Consider the following 17,684-nt stretch of genomic DNA (forward strand, 5'->3'; position numbering starts at 1 on the left):
TTCGCCTTATTTTAACCGGGGAGCCGGCGTATCCAGTCCCATAGCACCTCGGGCAAACAGCGTTTTTATCGGCGGACATATATCCAACAACTGCAAGCCCAGGCTACGACCCGCCGCCAGCAGTGGTTGCCGGTTGGAGAACAGCTGCATGGCTTGATCGCTCAGGTCGATGGTACGCTGCTGGTCCCGCTTTTGCTGGTCATAAAAGTCCTGTAATACCTGAAGATCACCCAATGTTTTGGCTTGTTCTCGTGCCTGGATAAGCTGCTCTGCCAATGCTGCCACGCCGCGCAACGCCAGGTTATAACCCTGACCTGCGATCGGGTGTAATGCATGGGCAGCATTGCCTAACACCACCAGCCCTCGCCGCACCTGCTCTTCTGCGACAACCAGCTTTAGCGGGTAACAGGCACGCTGCCCGGTTTTGATAATACGCCCGGCACGATAGCCAAAACGTTCCTGCACCTGAGCGATAAACTGTTCGTCAGACAGCGCCTGTATGCCATCCAGTTGCTCAGACGGCAAGGTCCAGACCAACGCTACCCGGGACTCACTCGCCAGTGTTGTTAGTGGCAGCAAAGCCATCGGACCAGTATCAGTAAAGCGTTCATAAGCCACTGCACCGTGTGGCCGATCAAGGGTCAGGTTAGCAATCAAGGCATGTTGTTGATACGCATGCTCTTGATAATGAATCCCCAGCTTATCCCGCAGGGGCGAGCGCCCACCATCAGCCATCACAACCAATTCCGCCTGCAGGGTCAATGCTGATCCATCCATCTGCAGATCCACGCTATTACCCTCAGGAGTAAAGCGAATATCGGTCACTTCCGCCGGACAAAGAAAATCAACCCGCTCGGCGGATGTCTGGTGTGTCAGGTGATTCAGTAGCACCGAGCCCAGCCAGTGGTTCTCAATCACATAACCCAGTGCCGGAAGCTGCTCATCACTGGCACGCAGGTGGGCCGTCCCAAACTGACCACGGTCGGAAACATGGATATGCTCGATCGGTGCCAGATGCTGCGATAGCGCAGGCCAGACCCCCATCGCCTCATAAATGGAGCGACTACCATAAGCCAGCGCTGTGGCTCTAGCATCATAACTGGGCTGATATTCCAGACTATCAGCCTGAGGCATAGGGTGCGCTTCTATCACGGCAATCTTTAGGCCAAGGCGTTCACTGGCGGGCAATAATGCACATGCCAGACTGGCACCCACCATACCGCCACCAATGATCACCAGGTCATAGTGCTGTTTCATTGTGCCGCCATTAACGCTTCAATATCGGCAACGTGCTTGGGCACCGCTGCGGTCAGTACTTCACAACCCTCAGGCGTGATCAGCACATCGTCTTCAATGCGAATACCGATCCCGCGCCAGCGCGGTTCTACAGCTTGGTTATCCGCTGCCACATATAGTCCCGGCTCAACCGTCATCACCATACCCGGTTCCAGCGGCCGCCATTCGTCATCAACTTTGTAGTCGCCAACGTCATGCACATCCATGCCTAGCCAGTGGCCGGCCCGGTGCATGTAAAAATCACGATAGGCACCCTGTTCAATCAACTCGGCCACCTCACCCTGCAATAGCCCCAACGCCACCAGACCTTCAGTCAATACCTGCACTGACGCCTCATGCACTGCATTCCACAGTACACCGGGGCGAATCATCTCAATACAGTGCAGCTGCGCTTGCAACACCAGCTCGTACAATGCTTTTTGTTCCGGGCTGAACCGCCCGCTAACCGGAAATGTACGGGTGATATCACCGGCATAGTAATCCAGCTCGCAACCGGCATCGATCAACACCAGGTCACCCTCCATCAAGGGTTCACTGTTCTCGATATAATGCAGTACACAAGCATTGGCTCCACCGCCAACAATTGAACTGTATGCAGGCTGCCGGCAACCTTGCTGCATAAAATAATGCAGAATTTCTGCTTCCAGCTGGTATTCATACACCCCCGGACGGCAATACTGCATAGCACGAATATGCCCCTGAGCGGAGATTTCACCCGCCCGACGCATCAGGTCCTGCTCTTCCGGCTGTTTAAATAAACGCATCTCATGCAGCAGGTGGTCCAACATCACCAATTCACTGGGTGCAACCGCACCCTGTCTGGCCTGGCCGCGAATCAGGTTGAGCCAGTGGCGAATCTGCTGATCAAGTTGTTCGTCCTGACCGATGGCGTAATAGATACGCTCAACGCCATCCAGCAATTGCGGCAGCAGCTCATCGATTTGCTCGACCGGATGCCCTTCTGCCATACCATATTCAGCCTCAACGCCTTCAGGACCTGCCCGATAACCGTTCCAAATCTCCATCAAAGGATCACGGTTACGGCAGAACATCACGGTATTACCGGCATCTCTCTCCGGCAACAGGAGCAATACCGCATCAGGCTCGTTAAAGCCGGTCAGGTAATAAAAATCGCTGTCCTGGCGGAACGGATATTCAACATCACTATTGCGGGACTGCATCTGCGCCGCAGGAATAATAGCCAGACTATTGGCCGTCATTTTCTGCATTAAACGCTGGCGACGTTCAGCAAATACGGCTTGGCTTAATTTCATTTAGTGCAACCTGCCCTTGCCTGGCTGCGCATCAGCCAGAGCCTGCGCCTGTTTAACCAGTGCCTGATTACATTCGGTGAACAGCATTAGCACGACCATGCGGACGTATTCTTCGATCTCCATCAGGTCAGACTCTTCCTCCTCTGTACCCTCAAGGTCCAGTGAGATCTGCGCGATATTCGCCAAATCATGCAAGGTTTCTTTGGCCTCCGTAGAAAGCGATTCTTCCGTATGCTTGCCATACAAGCCGAATCCGCTCAAAAAACCTTGGCACCAGCAGCCCAGCATCTCAGCGCGCTGCTCAATATCGTCATCATCATTAGGCAATAACAGGGTGAAATCCAAGTCCGTGCCTTCCAGCTGTCCGCAGCTAGCCAGGTACAGGTGTTGCAGCAAACCGGCACTGCCTGAGTCAGCCAGCGCGGCAATATCAAGCAGTTCACAGGCAATACCCTGCAAGTTTGCCGGTTTCATGCGGGCACCTGCCGCAACATGCCCGGTAATATGCCCATGAAGTTCAGCAGGTGACACATCCATCACCGACTCGGCCACCAACATATTGGCGACCTGATCAAACGCAGGCATTTGTAGAATTGGCTTATCCATCAGAATCCGTCTTATCGTTCTTAACTGTGCCTGCTTGTCAGGCGCAAATCTGCCCTAATCCTAGCATGACCGCCCAGCCCATGCAGCGTCATTGACCCCGCCTGCGCCGCTGATTATAGTCAGTGGGAAACAGTCACCCTGAAGGGAGCCACCAGGCCCGATGACCGAGCATTATTTCAACGCCCTGGAGTACAAAATTGACCGGTTACTGGAGCATTGCGCCCGCCTGGAGCAGGAAAATGCCCAGCTGCGCGATCGGGAGCAAATGCTGAAAGAGGAACGCGCGCAGCTGATTCAGCTAAACGAGCAAACTCAGAACAAAATTTCAGCCATGATTCAGCGCCTTAAAACACTGGAGCAAAACGCATGACACCCTCAGGCTCACAGGCAGTGACCATAAAGCTGCTCGGCAAGGAATACAGCATTAACTGTCCGGCTGATGCGGAAGCAGAATTGCTCACCTCTGCAGTGCTACTGAATGAAAAAATGCAGGAAATCCGCAAAACCGGCAAAGTGCTTGGCCTGGAAAGAATTGCCATCATGGCCGCCCTGAATCTCGCCCATGAGCTGCTGCAGACCAAGCATGACGTCAATGCAGATGTCGAAACCCGCCTTAAAGTGCTTGGCCATAAAGTCGATCAGGCTCTGCAGCACCTCGATCAAGATTAAAAATTAAGTTATTTAAAATCATAAACTTAATGCGCCGTTAACAGATATCACAGATTTTTCAAGACCTGACACCCGGTCAGGATAGGGTATAATGGTGACAGCCCTGGGGTGTTCGACAGTCGGTTAAGTCCCTCGAGCCGATAATCACACCCTTGGCAGCGGTCTGCAGATTCAAGTGAGCATGTCCGAGCTTCGGAAAGCCTTATGAGTTTCAACCGCCGCCTCCTTGAACCTTCGGGTTCAGGGCCATGACTGACACCGGCACCCCGGGGACCTTTCACCATGGAACGCACAACCCTTCGTCAAAAAATACGCCAGGCGCGCCGTAGCCTGAGCACAGCACAACAGCACCGTGCAGCAGAGGGGTTGATGCGCCAGCTGCGCAACCATCCAAGATTCATAAACGCCAGACATATTGCCTTCTACCTGCCCAGTGATGGGGAGATTGACCCACGGTGCTTATTACGACTGTGCTGGGCACGCGGCAAGACCGCATATCTGCCTGTACTCCACCCGATTCGCCATAATCAATTATGGTTTTTACCTTATCGCGCCAGCACTAAGCTGCATAAAAACTGTTACGGCATTGATGAGCCTATACTCCGCCCAAGACGGCTTCGCCCTGCCTGGGCACTCGATCTTGTTCTGCTGCCATTGGTCGCATTTGATGCACAGGGGAATCGCATGGGGATGGGGGGCGGCTATTATGACCGAACGTTTGCATACAGAAATCAGACACGCGGCATCGTAGGGCCTAGGCTGATTGGCCTGGCACACGAACTACAAAAAGTAGAGAGACTAGCGGTGGAGAGCTGGGATATCCCACTCGATATGATAGCGACTGATCAACATCTATATCCCGGATCGGGATAGAATAATCAGCTATTAAATACCTGTTGGATCAGGGAGGTAAACTGGAAATCGGCGTGAGATACCCCGGTCATTACCGAGCCAAGTACAAAAACTATTACCAACACCATAACCAGGTCAGGGCTCTTTTTCATAATTATGCCTTAACGTCCACGTTATTTAGCAAACATCCGTTTAAGTATGCTGCGAGCTAGTGTTCCATATTTCAGTTTTTTTGCAAGCCACTTTTTAACGGAATCACCATCTTTATCGGCAATTTAGCCGAAAATATTAAGAAAAACATACAAAAGTGCCAGTTTAACGGCTGATTTATATCGGTTTTCCATAATTATTTTGCCTGCTAATAGGCAACAAGCAAGTAAAGCGCGGCGACAGGCTGCGTTATAACCACTGCGCCAAAAGCCCCAACAACAAAGGCATTGTCAGCATGGCCAACAGGGTCTGACCGGTAATAATGCCAGCCATCAGTTGCGCATCCCCCCCCATCTGTCGAGCCAGGATATAAGCCGAACTCGCAGTTGGCAGTGCCGCAAACAACAGCAGTAATTGTGCACTCAGCGCCGGCAAACCCACCAGGTTTGCCAAGCCGACCGCCAATAAGGGGAAGACCAGTAACTTGATCAGCGTCGCCAGCAACACGGGCTGCCAACTTCGCAGGAGAAAATGAAAACTCAAACCTGCCCCCACTGCCAGCAAACCCATTGGCAGCGCCATCTGTCCCAGCAATCCCATCACTGGCTGCAACGCCGGATGTAAACCTAGATCCGTCAGGTTTAGCCCCAGGCCCAACAAAGATCCGACAATCAACGGGTTGGTCAATAATGTTTTGAGGACATTCATCCAGCTGGCATGGCCACCAACAAAAACCACAAACACCAGCACACAAAACAGATTGAGCAAAGGAATCATAAACGCCGCGATCACGGCAGCCTGTGCCAGGCCAGGGTCACCATAGAGCACTGCAGCTGCCGCTAGGCCAACATAGGTATTAAATCTCACTGCCCCCTGATAAACCGAGGTAAACGCAGCTGCCCCAGAGATCAGTTTACGGCAGGCAAGCACCGCCGCGCTGCCCAGCAGCAGTAGCAACAGCACCGCCGTACCGGTCTGCCACAGATCGATCTGGTCGATAGGGGCCGTGCTAAGTTTTTCCACCAGCATGACCGGAAACAACACATAATAAGTGCCTTTTTCAGCTTGCTGCCAGAAGCCTGGACCAGGAAAATTCTGCCTTTGTGCCCAATATCCCAGCAACAAAAGCATAAACACCGGCCACAGGGCACTGATTATTTCATTCATGATGGTATATTGGGCCAAACAACAATAACGCGAAAGACGGAGTACGCCACGATGATGACATCTTTAGTATTAACAGTCATCGGTCCCGACAAGCCTGGCCTGGTAGAGATGCTGGCTAAAACCATTTCTGCACACAATGGCAATTGGCTGGAGTCGGGCATGTCCCGCCTGGCAGGCAAGTTCGCCGGCATTTTGGTAGCACAAGTGCCTGAGGCCAGTGCCGATGCGCTTATTAACGCCCTGCAGCAACTGGAAACGCAGGGCCTCAAGGTGCTGGCAGAGCGAGCCTCTGACCATCCAGACAGCGCCGCCACAGAAACCGCCATTCTGGAACTGGTAGGTCATGACAAACCCGGTATAGTCCGCGATATATCTCAGGCGCTGGCCAGCCGTAATATCAATGTCGAACGTCTGAATACCGAACTGGTCTCTGGCTCCATGTCAGCTGAACTGCTGTTTAAGGCCCGCGCCGAGCTGCACCTGCCCACCAACACGGATCTGGATGACTTGCAGGAAGCACTGGAAGCGATCGCCAGTGACCTGATGGTAGATATTACGCTGAACTGATCGATTCAATCCGACAGATAATATTCTACCGTAGAGACAACCCGGACTTTTTTAATGTGCGGGTTGTTATGGTCACGGTCGGTAATACTGAATTGGCCCTGTGAAGCGCGCCGAATTTTGCCCAGCTGGCTACCCGAGTCTGCAGCAAACTTGCTGGCCACCTGCCGAGCATTGCGCGTCGCCTCTTCCACCATCTGCGGTTTGAGTTCATTTAACCCGGTATATAAATACTCCGGCCGACCCTGATAACTCTCGCCGGTGAAAACGATCCCTTGCTTGCCCAGTTGAGACAGGCGGCTCATCACCTGCCTGACCCGGCCTACATCAGCAGAATAGACCGTTACAGTCTGCCTTGCGGTATAACGAAATTCGGCTCGTTGCTGCGAGCCATACTGCTGCGCAGATTTATCCGTAATTGCCGGAGCCGCGCTACTGATCGCCTCGACCGGAAGCCCCTGCTGCTGCAAAAATTGCTTTACCAAAGCATTGTTCGCCTCAAGACGGGCATACAGCTGGGTCAGGTCATTATCAGCTACAGCAAACTGGATCGGCCAGATCACCAGATCGGCCGGCAACTCCCGCTCAGCCAGTCCCTTGACCGTCACACTGCGTTCCAACTCTTTAAAACGTATTGCAGCATCGCCCAACTGATAGCCCAGTAGCGCCAGGCCTAAAACCAAGCCCAAGCTAAGCACCACTGCTGAAATAGATTTCTGACCGGTCATGATGATTCCTTGCTAGCTGCATTTCACGTAGCCCCAGAGTGCCGGGAGGCAGCTGAACATGATCTGAAAAGAGGTAAGAATCTGGAATATCTCGACCAGATACCATAAAAAAAGCCGCTGCCGCAGAACGGCAACGGCTTTCAGATATAGATAAATTTAACCCCGTTGCGCGAGTTTTTCCCGGCCTCGAGCCACGGCTGCACGCACCTGGGCCGGTGCGGTGCCACCAATATGATTGCGGGCGGCCACCGAACCTTCCAACGTCAGCACTGCAAATACGTCGTCACCAATCACATCGGAAAACTGGCGTAGCTCATCCAGACTCATTTCACCCAGATCCTTGCCTGTCTGGATGCCGTAAGCCACGGATTTACCGACAATTTCATGGGCATCACGAAACGCGACACCGGCCCGCACCAGGTAATCTGCCAGATCAGTTGCTGTGGAGAAGCCACGCAGTGCCGCTTCACGCATCTGATCAGGCTTGGCTTCCAATGCCGGCACCATATCAGCGAAGGCACGCAGGCAGCCTTTCACAGTATCAATGGCATCAAACAACGGTTCCTTGTCTTCCTGATTATCCTTGTTATACGCCAGCGGTTGAGACTTCATCAGAGTCAACAGGCTGATCAAATGGCCATACACCCGACCACTTTTACCACGCACCAGCTCAGGCACATCCGGATTTTTCTTCTGCGGCATAATCGAAGATCCGGTACAAAAACGGTCCGGTAAATTGATAAAGTTAAACTGCGCAGAGGTCCACAACACCAGCTCTTCAGACATTCGGGTCATATGCATGAGAAGAATACTTGAAGCCGCGCAGAACTCGATGGCAAAGTCACGATCAGACACCGCATCCAGCGAATTTTCTGCCGGTGCTGAGAAGTTAAGCAGCTCACAGGTGTAATCACGCTCAATCGGATAAGTGGTACCTGCCAGAGCAGCCGCACCCAAAGGCATAATATTGGCGCGCTCACGACAATCTTCAAACCGGCCATAGTCACGGCTTAGCATTTCAAACCATGCCATCAGGTGGTGGCCGAATGTCACGGGCTGTGCCGTTTGCAGATGCGTAAAACCCGGCATAATGGTATCGGCTTCCGTTTCAGCCAGCGCTAACAAACCTTGTTGCAAGCGGCTGATCTCGGCCAGGATCAGATCCACTTCGTCACGCAGATATAGACGAATATCAGTAGCTACCTGATCATTACGGGAGCGACCGGTATGCAGTTTTTTGCCGGTGATGCCGATCTTTTTGGTCAGTGCTGCCTCGATGTTCATATGCACATCTTCCAATACCACTGACCATTCAAACTCACCCCGCTCAATTTCGATACGGATTTCGCCCAAACCGCGGATAATGTCATCCCGCTCCTGCTCTGTCAGCACCCCGACCTTAGCCAGCATTTTGGCATGAGCAATGGAACCGCGAATGTCCTGCAAATACATACGCTGATCGAATTCTACCGAAGCAGTAAAGCGCGCCACGAAGGCATCAGTCGGTTCACTGAAACGTCCACCCCATTGCTGGTTGGTCTTGTCACTCATCGGGATAACCTCTACTTGACGGCAAAAAAGCCGCTCTGAATCAAAATCTGGCGCGGATTATATCATGCCGCCTTCCTGCGCCGCCAAGGAAGCTCTGATACAATTGCCACAACCCGCAGTCAGGGCGTTAAAAACGAGTCACAGGACCCCGCAGAGATGAACAGAACCCTTCGCATCGCCACCCGCCAAAGCCCTCTCGCCCTCTGGCAAGCCGAATTTGTCAAAGCTGAATTAGAAAAGCACCACCCAGAATTGACGGTGGAATTGCTGGGCATGACCTCACGCGGAGACAAGTTACTGGATGCCCCTCTGGCCAAAGTCGGAGGCAAGGGCTTGTTTGTTAAAGAACTCGAAGAAGCCATGCTGGCGGGCGAAGCGGATATTGCCGTGCACTCCATGAAGGATGTTCCCATGGAATTCCCGCCAGGCCTTGGCCTGGCTGTCATTTGCGAACGTGAACAGCCGACCGATGCTTTTGTATCCAACCGTTTTAATAATATTGATGAGCTACCACCAGGCAGCGTAGTGGGCACCTCATCACTGCGCCGCGAATCCCAGCTAAGCGAACGGCGCCCGGATCTAGAAGTAAAATGGCTGCGTGGGAACGTGAATACCCGGCTACGCAAACTGGATGATGGCGAATACGACGCCATTATTCTGGCAACCGCAGGCCTGATGCGTTTGAAAATGCATGACCGTATCCGCTGCGAAATCACACCTGAAGAGAGTCTGCCGGCAGGTGGTCAGGGTGCTGTTGGTATCGAATGCCGCACAGATGACAGCGAACTCATGGCGCTGTTGCAGCCACTGCACCATCAGGATACCGCTTATCGTGTCACCGCCGAGCGGGCCATGAACCGCCGTCTGGAAGGCGGTTGCCAGGTACCAATCGCCTGTTACGCCACCCTGAACGAAGATAACAGTGAGCTGTATCTGCGTGGCCTGGTTGCCCGGCCTGATGGCACTCTCGTGCTACGTGACGAAATTACTGGCCATCCAGACCAGGCAGAGCAACTCGGCATCACCTTGGCTGAGCGACTTCTGGCCGCCGGTGCCAAAAAGATTCTGGACGCTGTATACAACAGTGACGACGCCTAAACCGCTTGCCAACTGCCGGGTGCTAGTCACCCGGCCCGCTGCCCAGTCCGGGGGACTGCTGAAGCAATTGAGAAGCCTCGGGGCAGACGCAGTATCCTTGCCATTAATCAACATCAGGCCCCTGCAGGACTGCGCAAAAGACTACCTGCTGGCAAAGCAACAGATTGTTGATCTGGACCTATATCAACATGTCATTTTTGTTAGCAGCAATGCTGCCACACTGGCCGGAGAGCTGATCGATCAGTACTGGCCGCAGCTTCCCATCCGAATACAGTGGCTGGCCATTGGCAAACAGACCGCCAGCCGCTTGGCCGACTATGGTATCCAAGCGTTTCATAGCCCAATAGGCTACGATTCAGAGGCACTACTGGCATCGGAGGCGTTGCAACAGATCGAAGGGGATAAGATTCTGATCTGCCGTGGCCGGGGCGGCCGGGAAAAACTGGCACAGGAACTGAGTGCACGTGGCGCGCTGGTCAGTTATGCTGAACTCTATGAGCGCTGCTGTCCTGACTACAGTCAGGAACAATTAGCGCAGTCTCTCTATCAGCAACTACCGGATACGATTTTACTGACCAGTTCTGACGCATTAAAAAATCTGCTAGAACTGGTTGATGACGGGCACCGTAAGGCGATCTTACAGATCCCCCTACTGGTACCCAGCAAGAGGACAGCACAGGAAGCCTGCCAAGCAGGGTTCACAACGGTTATTAGCACTGCCGGTGCCGACGATCAAACCATGATCAGGGCCGTGCAGCAGACATTGTCGGAAGTCGGAAGATGAGCGAAAAGAAGCAGCCACCCGAAGCCCAACCTATCACGGATACAACCGAATCCTCCCATGACCCCAGCCCAACAGAAACGGACGTGACGGAAACACTGCAAGCCACCCCGGACGACCTGGAGCAGGCTGCTGCAAGTCTGGAAGCAGAAAAGTCTGCAGATGCAGATCAAACGCCTCCACCTCCCGGCAATACTGCTCAGCAAACAGCATCCAGCAACAAACCAGCCGCCAGTTGGCCCGGCAAACTGGCACTACTGTTGGCGCTGCTTGCGCTAGGACTTGGCGGTTACCTGTTCTGGCTGAACATGGGACAAACCCAGCACCAAGCCGACACCCAGGCCTCTCTGCGGCTGGCCCTCGACACTGCCATCACAGAAGCCCGCGCTGCAACTGACCAACGGGTCAACCAGTTACAGCAGCAGCTACAGCAAATACAACAGCAATCTGCCGCAGACAAACGCAATGTCGATGAACTGCAACAACGCCTGACCCAAAGTATTCAGCAAATCACGGCCCAGCAGCAAACCGACCGCGGTGACTGGCTTCTGGCCGAAGTGGAATACCTGTTGCGCCTGGCAAATCAGCGCGTACTGATGGAGCAAACGGCTACCGGTGCGCTGACCCTGCTTAAATCAGCTGACGAAATCCTTAAAGAGACTGATGATGTCGGCATCTATGAAGTACGCAAGGCATTGGCAGAAGATATTGCCGCATTGGAGGCGGTTCCTCGGCTCGATACCGAAGGGGTTTTCCTGCAACTAGGCGCTCTGAACGGACAGGTAGAAAAGCTGCCTTTACTGCCGGTATCCCAGCCCCACGAACTGCCTGAACTGTTGCAAAAAGTTACCCCAGAAACGGTTGCGGAATCCTGGCATAGTGATCTTAAAGCGGTCTGGAACAAACTGATTACCCAGTTCAACACCCTGATTGTGATTCAACACCGGGATGAGCCGGTAGAACCCCTGCTTTCACCGCAGCAAAATTATTACCTGCAACAAAACCTGCACCTTATGCTGGAACAGGCTCAACAAGCACTGCTGTTGCGTAAAGCGGTGTCCTACCGTGCCAGCCTGGATAAATCCTCACAATGGATTGAAAGCTACTTTGACCCTGACAGCAGCACCACCCAAAGCCTGCTGCGCAGTCTTGATGAATTGAAGCAGATCAATGTCGCGCCGGTCATGCCTGATATTTCCGGTTCGCTGAAAAGCCTGAAAACCTATCTCAAGCAGATGACCGCACTTAAACAGGAGGCACAGGCACAATGAAAAAACTGTTCCTGCTGTTGCTGGTACTGCTCGCTGTCGGTGCGTGGCTGGGGCAAAAGATGGTGGAAGACAGCGGCTATGTGCTGCTGGCTTACAAAAACACCACCATTGAAACCAGTATCTGGGTGTTGCTGTTGGTAGTAGTCGTGGTGTTTATGACGCTACATGCCAGCATCAACCTGATCAATCGTGGCCGTCAGCGCAGCTGGCGATTCACCGCCTGGCGCGAACATCGCAACCAACGGATCAGTCGCCGCAAAACCCTGAAAGGGCTGACCGCGCTGGCGCAGGGCAATTGGGCTCAGGCGCAAAAACAGCTGGTACAGGCAGCTGAACGCTCTGACCTACCAATGATCAACTATCTAGCGGCCGCCAAAGCGTCCCATGAGCAGAATAATGAGGTCGCTACCGATGAGTTGCTGCAAAAAGCACGCAGCAGCACACCTGAAGCTGAAGTGACAGTCGCCATTTCACAGGCAGAGATCCAATTATCACGCGGCCAGCTGGAGCCAAGCCTGGCGACCCTACTGCGCTTACGTAGCCTGGCGCCCAAGAATACCTATGTAATGAAACTGCTGAAGGATGTCTATCTGCGGCTGAATGACTGGCCAGCGCTGGCTGACCTGCTCCCAGTACTACGCAAAAATCAGGCACTACCTGAAGAACAGGTCCGCGCGCTTGAACACCGGTGTTACACCAAGTTACTGGAGAGCACAGCCACCGGAAGCAACACAGATCATGATATTCAGTTAAAGCAGCTGGGACGGATCTGGCACAGCATACCCTTGGAGCGGGCCCGGGATATCGAACTGGTACAACGTTACACCGAGCTACTGATTGAGATGGGTGCCGAAGGGCGGGCAGAACAAAATCTGCGCGACCTGATCAAGCGGCATTGGGATGAAAAGCTGGTGGCACTCTATGGTCGGGTACTGGGTGACAAGCCCAGCAAGCAACTGCAGCAAGCACAAAGCTGGCAACGCAAACATGCCGACAGCCCGGCTCTGTTACTGACCCTGGGGCGGCTATGTCTGCGTAATGAGAAGTGGGATGAAGCGGTCGATTTTTTTGACCAAAGCCTGCAGCTGGAGCCCAGTCGCGAAGCACTGGCAGAACTGGTGCGGCTGCTACGCCATCTAGGACAGCAGCAGCAGGCCCAAAGCCTGCTAGATCAGCACATGCAACTGATTGCCACGGATCTCCCGCTACTGCCCATGCCGAAACAAGCAACAACGCAGGCCTAGTGCCCTAACCGACACTAACCTGCCGTTAACCTTTACTTGGGCGTGGCGCGTAAGCAAATACGTCCGAGTGCATCTTCTGCGCACTGAAACCACGCGTTTCACAGGCATCCAGTAGCGCATAAACCATCGCTGGCGATCCGCTGGCAAACACTTCAATGCCTTCAAAGTCAGCAAAATCCTCCAGAAGCGCATCACTCAACAGACCACAACGCCCCTGCCAGCCGGGACTGTTCTCCGGCTCACTGATTACCGGTACAAAATGCACATTGGTGTGTTCACTGGCCCACTGCTGCGGCAGCCGCTCTAGATACATATCTTCTTCAACGCGCGCGCCCCAATAGATATAAATCGGATTGCCATACTGGTTTGCCAACAGGTGCTCAACCACACTTTTCACTTGGGCAAAGCCGGTGCTTGCAGCCGCAAAAATCAGCCGGGTTTGGGCATTAATCGACTGCGCCTGCAAATAACAGGTGCCTTTAGGTAGCTCGATTTCAACCGAAGGATTCTGTTGCAGATGGGCCAAAATTGCATTGGACATTTCACTGCCCGGCATGTGCCGGATATGCAACTCCAGATCACGCCCCTGATCAGGTGCAGAACCAATAGAGAATGAAGCCTGACGGCCATCAGGCAATACTATGTCCAGATATTGCCCTGCATAGAACTCTGCTGCCAGGGATCCGGTCGCTGGCAGATGCAACCGCACTCGATAGACATCGCTGTTTAACTTTTCAATGGTGGTAATATCACACCGCAATTTTTTCACAACTAACACTCCGGGAGGTTGAACTCCCTCTATTTGCACCCTAACGTCAGAAAGTGGCCGGCTAGTGCAGGCCAGAATGGGCTTTCCGCCCTGATTATCCATCTCTGTCAGGCAGAGATGTCTTTTTGGATACCGCTGCTCAACCTCTCCGGCCAGCAGCTGAACTTCACAAATTTGACACACCCCATTGCGACAACTCACTCGCAGCCGATACCCATAGCGTTGCAGGGTGTCATACAAGGTCTCTTCGGGAAGGCTTTGCAGGCAGACATTCTGATCTGCAAGGGTTATGCGCCAGGCCACCGGTCAGTCCAGTATGCCCAGCTCATCCCAGAGCGCATCAACCCGTTGCTTTACCTCAGCATCCATTTCGATCGGCTCGCCCCACTCCCGGTTGGTTTCACCCGGCCATTTGTTGGTAGCGTCCATGCCCATCTTGGACCCCAGCCCCGATACTGGAGAAGCAAAATCCAGATAATCTATCGGGGTATTGTCGATCAGCACGGTGTCCCGCTGAGGGTCCATTCGCGTGGTGATTGCCCAGATAACATCCTGCCAGTCGCGGGCATTAATGTCATCATCACAGACAATGACAAACTTGGTATACATAAACTGACGCAAAAACGACCAGACACCCAGCATCACCCGCTTAGCATGTCCCGGATACTGCTTTTTCATGGTAACGACTGCCATACGGTAAGAACAACCTTCCGGCGGCAGATAGAAGTCGACGATCTCAGGAAACTGCTTTTGCAGAATCGGTACAAACACTTCATTCAGCGCCACCCCCAGCACCGCAGGCTCATCCGGCGGACGCCCAGTGTAGGTGCTGTGATAGATCGGGTCCTCGCGGTGGGTAATCCGTTCTACGGTGAATACCGGAAACTGGTCCACTTCATTGTAATAACCGGTATGGTCGCCAAACGGCCCTTCATCGGCCATTTCACCCGGCTCAATATAACCTTCTAAAATAAACTCGGCACTGGCTGGCACCTGCAAATCATTGCCGATACAGCGTACCACTTCTGTTTTACCACCCCGCAAAAGACCGGCAAAACCATATTCAGACAGGGTATCCGGTACCGGAGTGACCGCGCCTAATATAGTTGCCGGATCGGCACCCAAAGCCACGGCAACCGGGAAGCGTTCGCCCGGGTGTTGCTGCTGCCATTCACGCAGATCCAGCGCACCGCCGCGATGTGCCAGCCAACGCATAATCAACTTATTTCGCGCAATCAGCTGCTGGCGATAAATACCCAGATTCTGCCGTTCTTTATTTGGTCCCCGGGTTATCACCAGCGGCCAGGTCACCAACGGGCCCGCATCACCCGGCCAGCACGTCTGGATCGGCAACTGATACAGGTCGACATCATCACCCTCTATCACATGCGCCTGGCAAGGGGCAGACTTAACCACCTTCGGCCCCATGTTCAGCACCTGCTTAAAGATGGGCCACTTATCCCAAGCATCTTTCATGCCTTTTGGCGGCTCCGGCTCTTTCAGTTGCGACAGTAAGACACCCACATCACGCAGTGCTTCAACCCGCTCCTCACCCATGCCTAAAGCAACCCTTCCTGGCGTACCAAACAGATTAGCCAATACCGGGGTGGTAAAACCTTTGGGGTTTTCGAACAGCAATGCGGGGCCACCGGCACGCAGGGTACGGTCACAGATTTCGGTCATTTCCAGATAAGGATCAACCTCTTGTCGGATACGCTTCAGCTCACCCCGAGCTTCAAGCATCTGTATAAAGTCGCGCAGATCTCTGTATTTTGGTGTGGACATAAAGACTTGGCGTTGGTTATCCGTTCATAAAAAAGGGTAAGCCACAGGCTTACCCTTCAATGTTGCTCTCCAGTTTACTTGCGTTTCATGGAGAGGAAGAATTCATCATTGGTCTTGAAGTCTTTCAGCTTATCAATCACAAACTCAGTGGCTGAGGTATCTTCCATTGAGTCCAGCAGCTTGCGCAGAATCCACATCCGCTGCAGTTCATCTTCAGTGGTAAGCAAGTCTTCACGGCGGGTGCCAGAGCGGCGGATATTGATGGCCGGGAATACCCGTTTTTCTGCAATCTTGCGATCCAGATGCACCTCAGAGTTACCGGTACCTTTGAACTCTTCAAAGATAACCTCGTCCATTTTAGATCCGGTATCCACCAGCGCAGTGGCAATAATGGTCAGGCTGCCGCCCTCTTCAATATTACGCGCGGCGCCGAAGAAACGCTTTGGACGTTCCAAGGCATGGGCATCCACACCACCCGTCAGTACCTTGCCGGAGGATGGAATAACTGTGTTGTAGGCACGCGCCAGACGGGTAATAGAGTCCAGCAGGATAACCACATCTTTTTTGTGTTCTGTCAGGCGCTTGGCTTTTTCCAGCACCATCTCAGCAACCTGTACATGGCGGGATGGCGGTTCATCGAAGGTCGATGCCACGACTTCGCCGCGTACGGTACGCTGCATGTCAGTCACCTCTTCCGGGCGCTCATCAATCAGCAGCACAATCAGGTGGGTTTCCGGGTTGTTACGGGAGATACTGTTAGCAATATTCTGCAGCATCAGGGTTTTACCCGCCTTCGGCGGCGATACCAGCAATGCGCGCTGGCCTTTACCCATTGGGCAAACCAGATCAATAACCCGAGCCGTCAGGTCTTCAGTACTGCCGTTACCCAACTCCATCCGCAGGCGATCCTGGGCAAACAGTGGCGTCAGGTTCTCAAACAGTATTTTGTTTTTCGCATTTTCCGGCTGATCGTAGTTAATCTCATTAACTTTCAGCAAGGCGAAATAACGTTCGCCATCCTTGGGAGGTCGGATTTTGCCGGCAATCGTATCACCGGTACGCAGGTTAAAACGGCGAATCTGGCTAGGCGACACATAGATATCATCGGGGCCAGCCAGGTATGAGGAATCAGCGGAGCGCAGGAAACCAAATCCATCCTGCAGAATTTCAAGGACACCATCGCCATATATATCCTCACCACCTTTTGCGTGGCGTTTGAGGATCGCAAATATTACATCCTGCTTGCGGGAACGGGCCAGATTGTCCATGCCCATGCCTTTCGCAATCTCAAGCAGTTCGGGAACACTTTTTGTTTTTAATTCTGTCAGATTCATAATAGGAGGGAATAAGCACTAGGCTGATTTATATTAAATAGAAATTTGGCTGGAAATAGGAGATATCAGACGGATAGCGGGCGCTGCCGTGTAACAGGGAGAGATGGCGGCCAACTAAACTGACCCCACTATAAAAGGTTGCTCTATGGCTGTCTATAGCCGGAAAGAAGGAATGGGTAATGTTTTTTAGTCATTACCCATTCACACACACCTGATTACAGGTTTGCTTCAACAAATGCAGACAGCTGAGACTTAGACAGCGCACCTACTTTGGTTGCTTCGACGTTGCCGCCCTTGAATAACATCAGGGTTGGGATACCACGAATACCGAATTTTGGCGGCGTTTCGCTGTTTTCATCGATGTTCAGTTTGCAGATCTTCAACTGACCCGCATATTCTTTTGCGACTTCTTCCAACACCGGAGCGATCATCTTGCAGGGACCACACCATTCTGCCCAATAATCAACCAGCACCGGACCTTCTGCTTTAATCACTTCATCTTCAAAGGAATCGTCAGTGACATTAACAATGTTTTCGCTCATGGG

19 protein-coding genes and 1 other RNA gene are annotated in these 17,684 nt (G+C 52.9%); 9 read left to right on the forward strand and 11 right to left on the reverse strand.

Translation table 11 applies throughout. From position 1 onward, the window contains the following. Positions 1 to 6: 6 nt before the first annotated feature. The 3 genes from ubiH to ACFVYJ_RS12310 are packed head-to-tail and all read right to left on the reverse strand — an operon-like array spanning position 7 to position 3,176. Complete coding sequence (ubiH, locus tag ACFVYJ_RS12300) at positions 7 to 1,257, reverse strand: 2-octaprenyl-6-methoxyphenyl hydroxylase (RefSeq protein WP_419415428.1); 1,251 nt, start codon at positions 1,255 to 1,257, stop codon at positions 7 to 9. Next, on the reverse strand, positions 1,254 to 2,570 hold the full coding sequence (gene pepP, locus ACFVYJ_RS12305) for a Xaa-Pro aminopeptidase (protein ID WP_419415427.1): 1,317 nt from the start codon (positions 2,568 to 2,570) through the stop codon (positions 1,254 to 1,256). The genes ubiH and pepP overlap by 4 nt, the downstream gene beginning before the upstream one ends. Then, positions 2,571 to 3,176 carry a UPF0149 family protein gene (locus tag ACFVYJ_RS12310; protein WP_419415426.1) on the reverse strand — a complete coding sequence of 202 codons (606 nt, stop codon included), beginning with the start codon at positions 3,174 to 3,176 and terminating at the stop codon, positions 2,571 to 2,573. It abuts the gene before it with no gap. Positions 3,177 to 3,336: 160 nt separating this feature from the next. Between ACFVYJ_RS12310 and ACFVYJ_RS12315 the strand changes: the two genes are divergently transcribed. From ACFVYJ_RS12315 to ACFVYJ_RS12330, 4 genes are all read left to right on the forward strand, one after another. Next, the gene (locus ACFVYJ_RS12315) at positions 3,337 to 3,546 is read left to right on the forward strand and encodes a TIGR02449 family protein (protein ID WP_419415425.1); all 210 of its coding nucleotides are present in this window, start codon (positions 3,337 to 3,339) and stop codon (positions 3,544 to 3,546) included. Continuing rightward, on the forward strand, positions 3,543 to 3,845 hold the full coding sequence (locus ACFVYJ_RS12320; protein WP_419415424.1) for a cell division protein ZapA: 303 nt from the start codon (positions 3,543 to 3,545) through the stop codon (positions 3,843 to 3,845). The genes ACFVYJ_RS12315 and ACFVYJ_RS12320 overlap by 4 nt, the downstream gene beginning before the upstream one ends. 97 nt (positions 3,846 to 3,942) lie before the next feature. Further along, positions 3,943 to 4,122: non-coding RNA, 6S RNA (gene ssrS / locus ACFVYJ_RS12325), on the forward strand. 5 nt (positions 4,123 to 4,127) lie between these two features. Next, on the forward strand, positions 4,128 to 4,718 hold the full coding sequence (locus ACFVYJ_RS12330) for a 5-formyltetrahydrofolate cyclo-ligase (protein WP_419415423.1): 591 nt from the start codon (positions 4,128 to 4,130) through the stop codon (positions 4,716 to 4,718). Positions 4,719 to 4,723: 5 nt separating this feature from the next. Here the strand turns inward: ACFVYJ_RS12330 and ACFVYJ_RS12335 are convergent, their stop codons facing one another. Then, positions 4,724 to 4,849, reverse strand: a complete 126-nt coding sequence (locus tag ACFVYJ_RS12335; protein WP_419415422.1) for a hypothetical protein — start codon at positions 4,847 to 4,849, stop codon at positions 4,724 to 4,726. Between the two features lie 247 nt (positions 4,850 to 5,096). Then, the gene (locus ACFVYJ_RS12340; protein WP_419415421.1) at positions 5,097 to 6,014 is read right to left on the reverse strand and encodes an AEC family transporter; all 918 of its coding nucleotides are present in this window, start codon (positions 6,012 to 6,014) and stop codon (positions 5,097 to 5,099) included. Between the two features lie 51 nt (positions 6,015 to 6,065). Here ACFVYJ_RS12340 and ACFVYJ_RS12345 point away from each other — a divergent pair, with 51 nt between their 5' ends. After that, entirely contained in the window at positions 6,066 to 6,581 is a 516-nt protein-coding gene (locus ACFVYJ_RS12345) for a glycine cleavage system transcriptional repressor (protein WP_419415420.1), read from the forward strand. Positions 6,582 to 6,586: 5 nt separating this feature from the next. Here the strand turns inward: ACFVYJ_RS12345 and ACFVYJ_RS12350 are convergent, their stop codons facing one another. Beyond that, complete coding sequence (locus ACFVYJ_RS12350; protein ID WP_419415419.1) at positions 6,587 to 7,306, reverse strand: SIMPL domain-containing protein; 720 nt, start codon at positions 7,304 to 7,306, stop codon at positions 6,587 to 6,589. A gap of 156 nt (positions 7,307 to 7,462) precedes the next feature. Continuing rightward, the gene (argH, locus tag ACFVYJ_RS12355; protein ID WP_419415418.1) at positions 7,463 to 8,857 is read right to left on the reverse strand and encodes an argininosuccinate lyase; all 1,395 of its coding nucleotides are present in this window, start codon (positions 8,855 to 8,857) and stop codon (positions 7,463 to 7,465) included. Positions 8,858 to 9,013: 156 nt separating this feature from the next. Here argH and hemC point away from each other — a divergent pair, with 156 nt between their 5' ends. From hemC to ACFVYJ_RS12375, 4 genes are read left to right on the forward strand one after another with little or no spacing between them, the layout of a single operon-like run. Next, on the forward strand, positions 9,014 to 9,955 hold the full coding sequence (gene hemC / locus ACFVYJ_RS12360) for a hydroxymethylbilane synthase (protein WP_419415417.1): 942 nt from the start codon (positions 9,014 to 9,016) through the stop codon (positions 9,953 to 9,955). A gap of 19 nt (positions 9,956 to 9,974) precedes the next feature. Next, the gene (locus ACFVYJ_RS12365) at positions 9,975 to 10,739 is read left to right on the forward strand and encodes a uroporphyrinogen-III synthase (RefSeq protein ID WP_463255360.1); all 765 of its coding nucleotides are present in this window, start codon (positions 9,975 to 9,977) and stop codon (positions 10,737 to 10,739) included. Beyond that, a complete protein-coding gene (locus ACFVYJ_RS12370) occupies positions 10,736 to 12,007 on the forward strand; it encodes a uroporphyrinogen-III C-methyltransferase (protein WP_419415415.1) in 1,272 nt (423 codons plus the stop codon). Before ACFVYJ_RS12365 ends, ACFVYJ_RS12370 begins: the two co-directional genes overlap by 4 nt. Then, positions 12,004 to 13,251 (forward strand): heme biosynthesis HemY N-terminal domain-containing protein, encoded by a 1,248-nt coding sequence (locus tag ACFVYJ_RS12375; RefSeq protein ID WP_419415414.1) that lies wholly within the window; start codon positions 12,004 to 12,006, stop codon positions 13,249 to 13,251. Before ACFVYJ_RS12370 ends, ACFVYJ_RS12375 begins: the two co-directional genes overlap by 4 nt. A gap of 25 nt (positions 13,252 to 13,276) precedes the next feature. Here the strand turns inward: ACFVYJ_RS12375 and ACFVYJ_RS12380 are convergent, their stop codons facing one another. The 4 genes from ACFVYJ_RS12380 to trxA form a co-directional block, all read right to left on the reverse strand. Next, entirely contained in the window at positions 13,277 to 14,323 is a 1,047-nt protein-coding gene (locus tag ACFVYJ_RS12380) for a 2Fe-2S iron-sulfur cluster-binding protein (RefSeq protein WP_419415413.1), read from the reverse strand. Positions 14,324 to 14,326: 3 nt separating this feature from the next. Next, the gene (gene ubiD, locus ACFVYJ_RS12385) at positions 14,327 to 15,805 is read right to left on the reverse strand and encodes a 4-hydroxy-3-polyprenylbenzoate decarboxylase (RefSeq protein ID WP_419415412.1); all 1,479 of its coding nucleotides are present in this window, start codon (positions 15,803 to 15,805) and stop codon (positions 14,327 to 14,329) included. A gap of 74 nt (positions 15,806 to 15,879) precedes the next feature. Continuing rightward, a complete protein-coding gene (gene rho, locus ACFVYJ_RS12390) occupies positions 15,880 to 17,139 on the reverse strand; it encodes a transcription termination factor Rho (protein WP_419415411.1) in 1,260 nt (419 codons plus the stop codon). A gap of 215 nt (positions 17,140 to 17,354) precedes the next feature. Then, positions 17,355 to 17,681: a thioredoxin TrxA gene (gene trxA, locus ACFVYJ_RS12395; RefSeq protein WP_419415410.1), complete on the reverse strand. Its 327-nt coding sequence runs from the start codon at positions 17,679 to 17,681 to the stop codon at positions 17,355 to 17,357. Between the last annotated feature and the right edge of the window lie 3 nt (positions 17,682 to 17,684).

This window comes from Pontibacter sp. JAM-7 (genome assembly GCF_048548695.2).
In the GTDB taxonomy this organism is placed as follows: domain Bacteria; phylum Pseudomonadota; class Gammaproteobacteria; order Pseudomonadales; family Balneatricaceae; genus Neptuniibacter.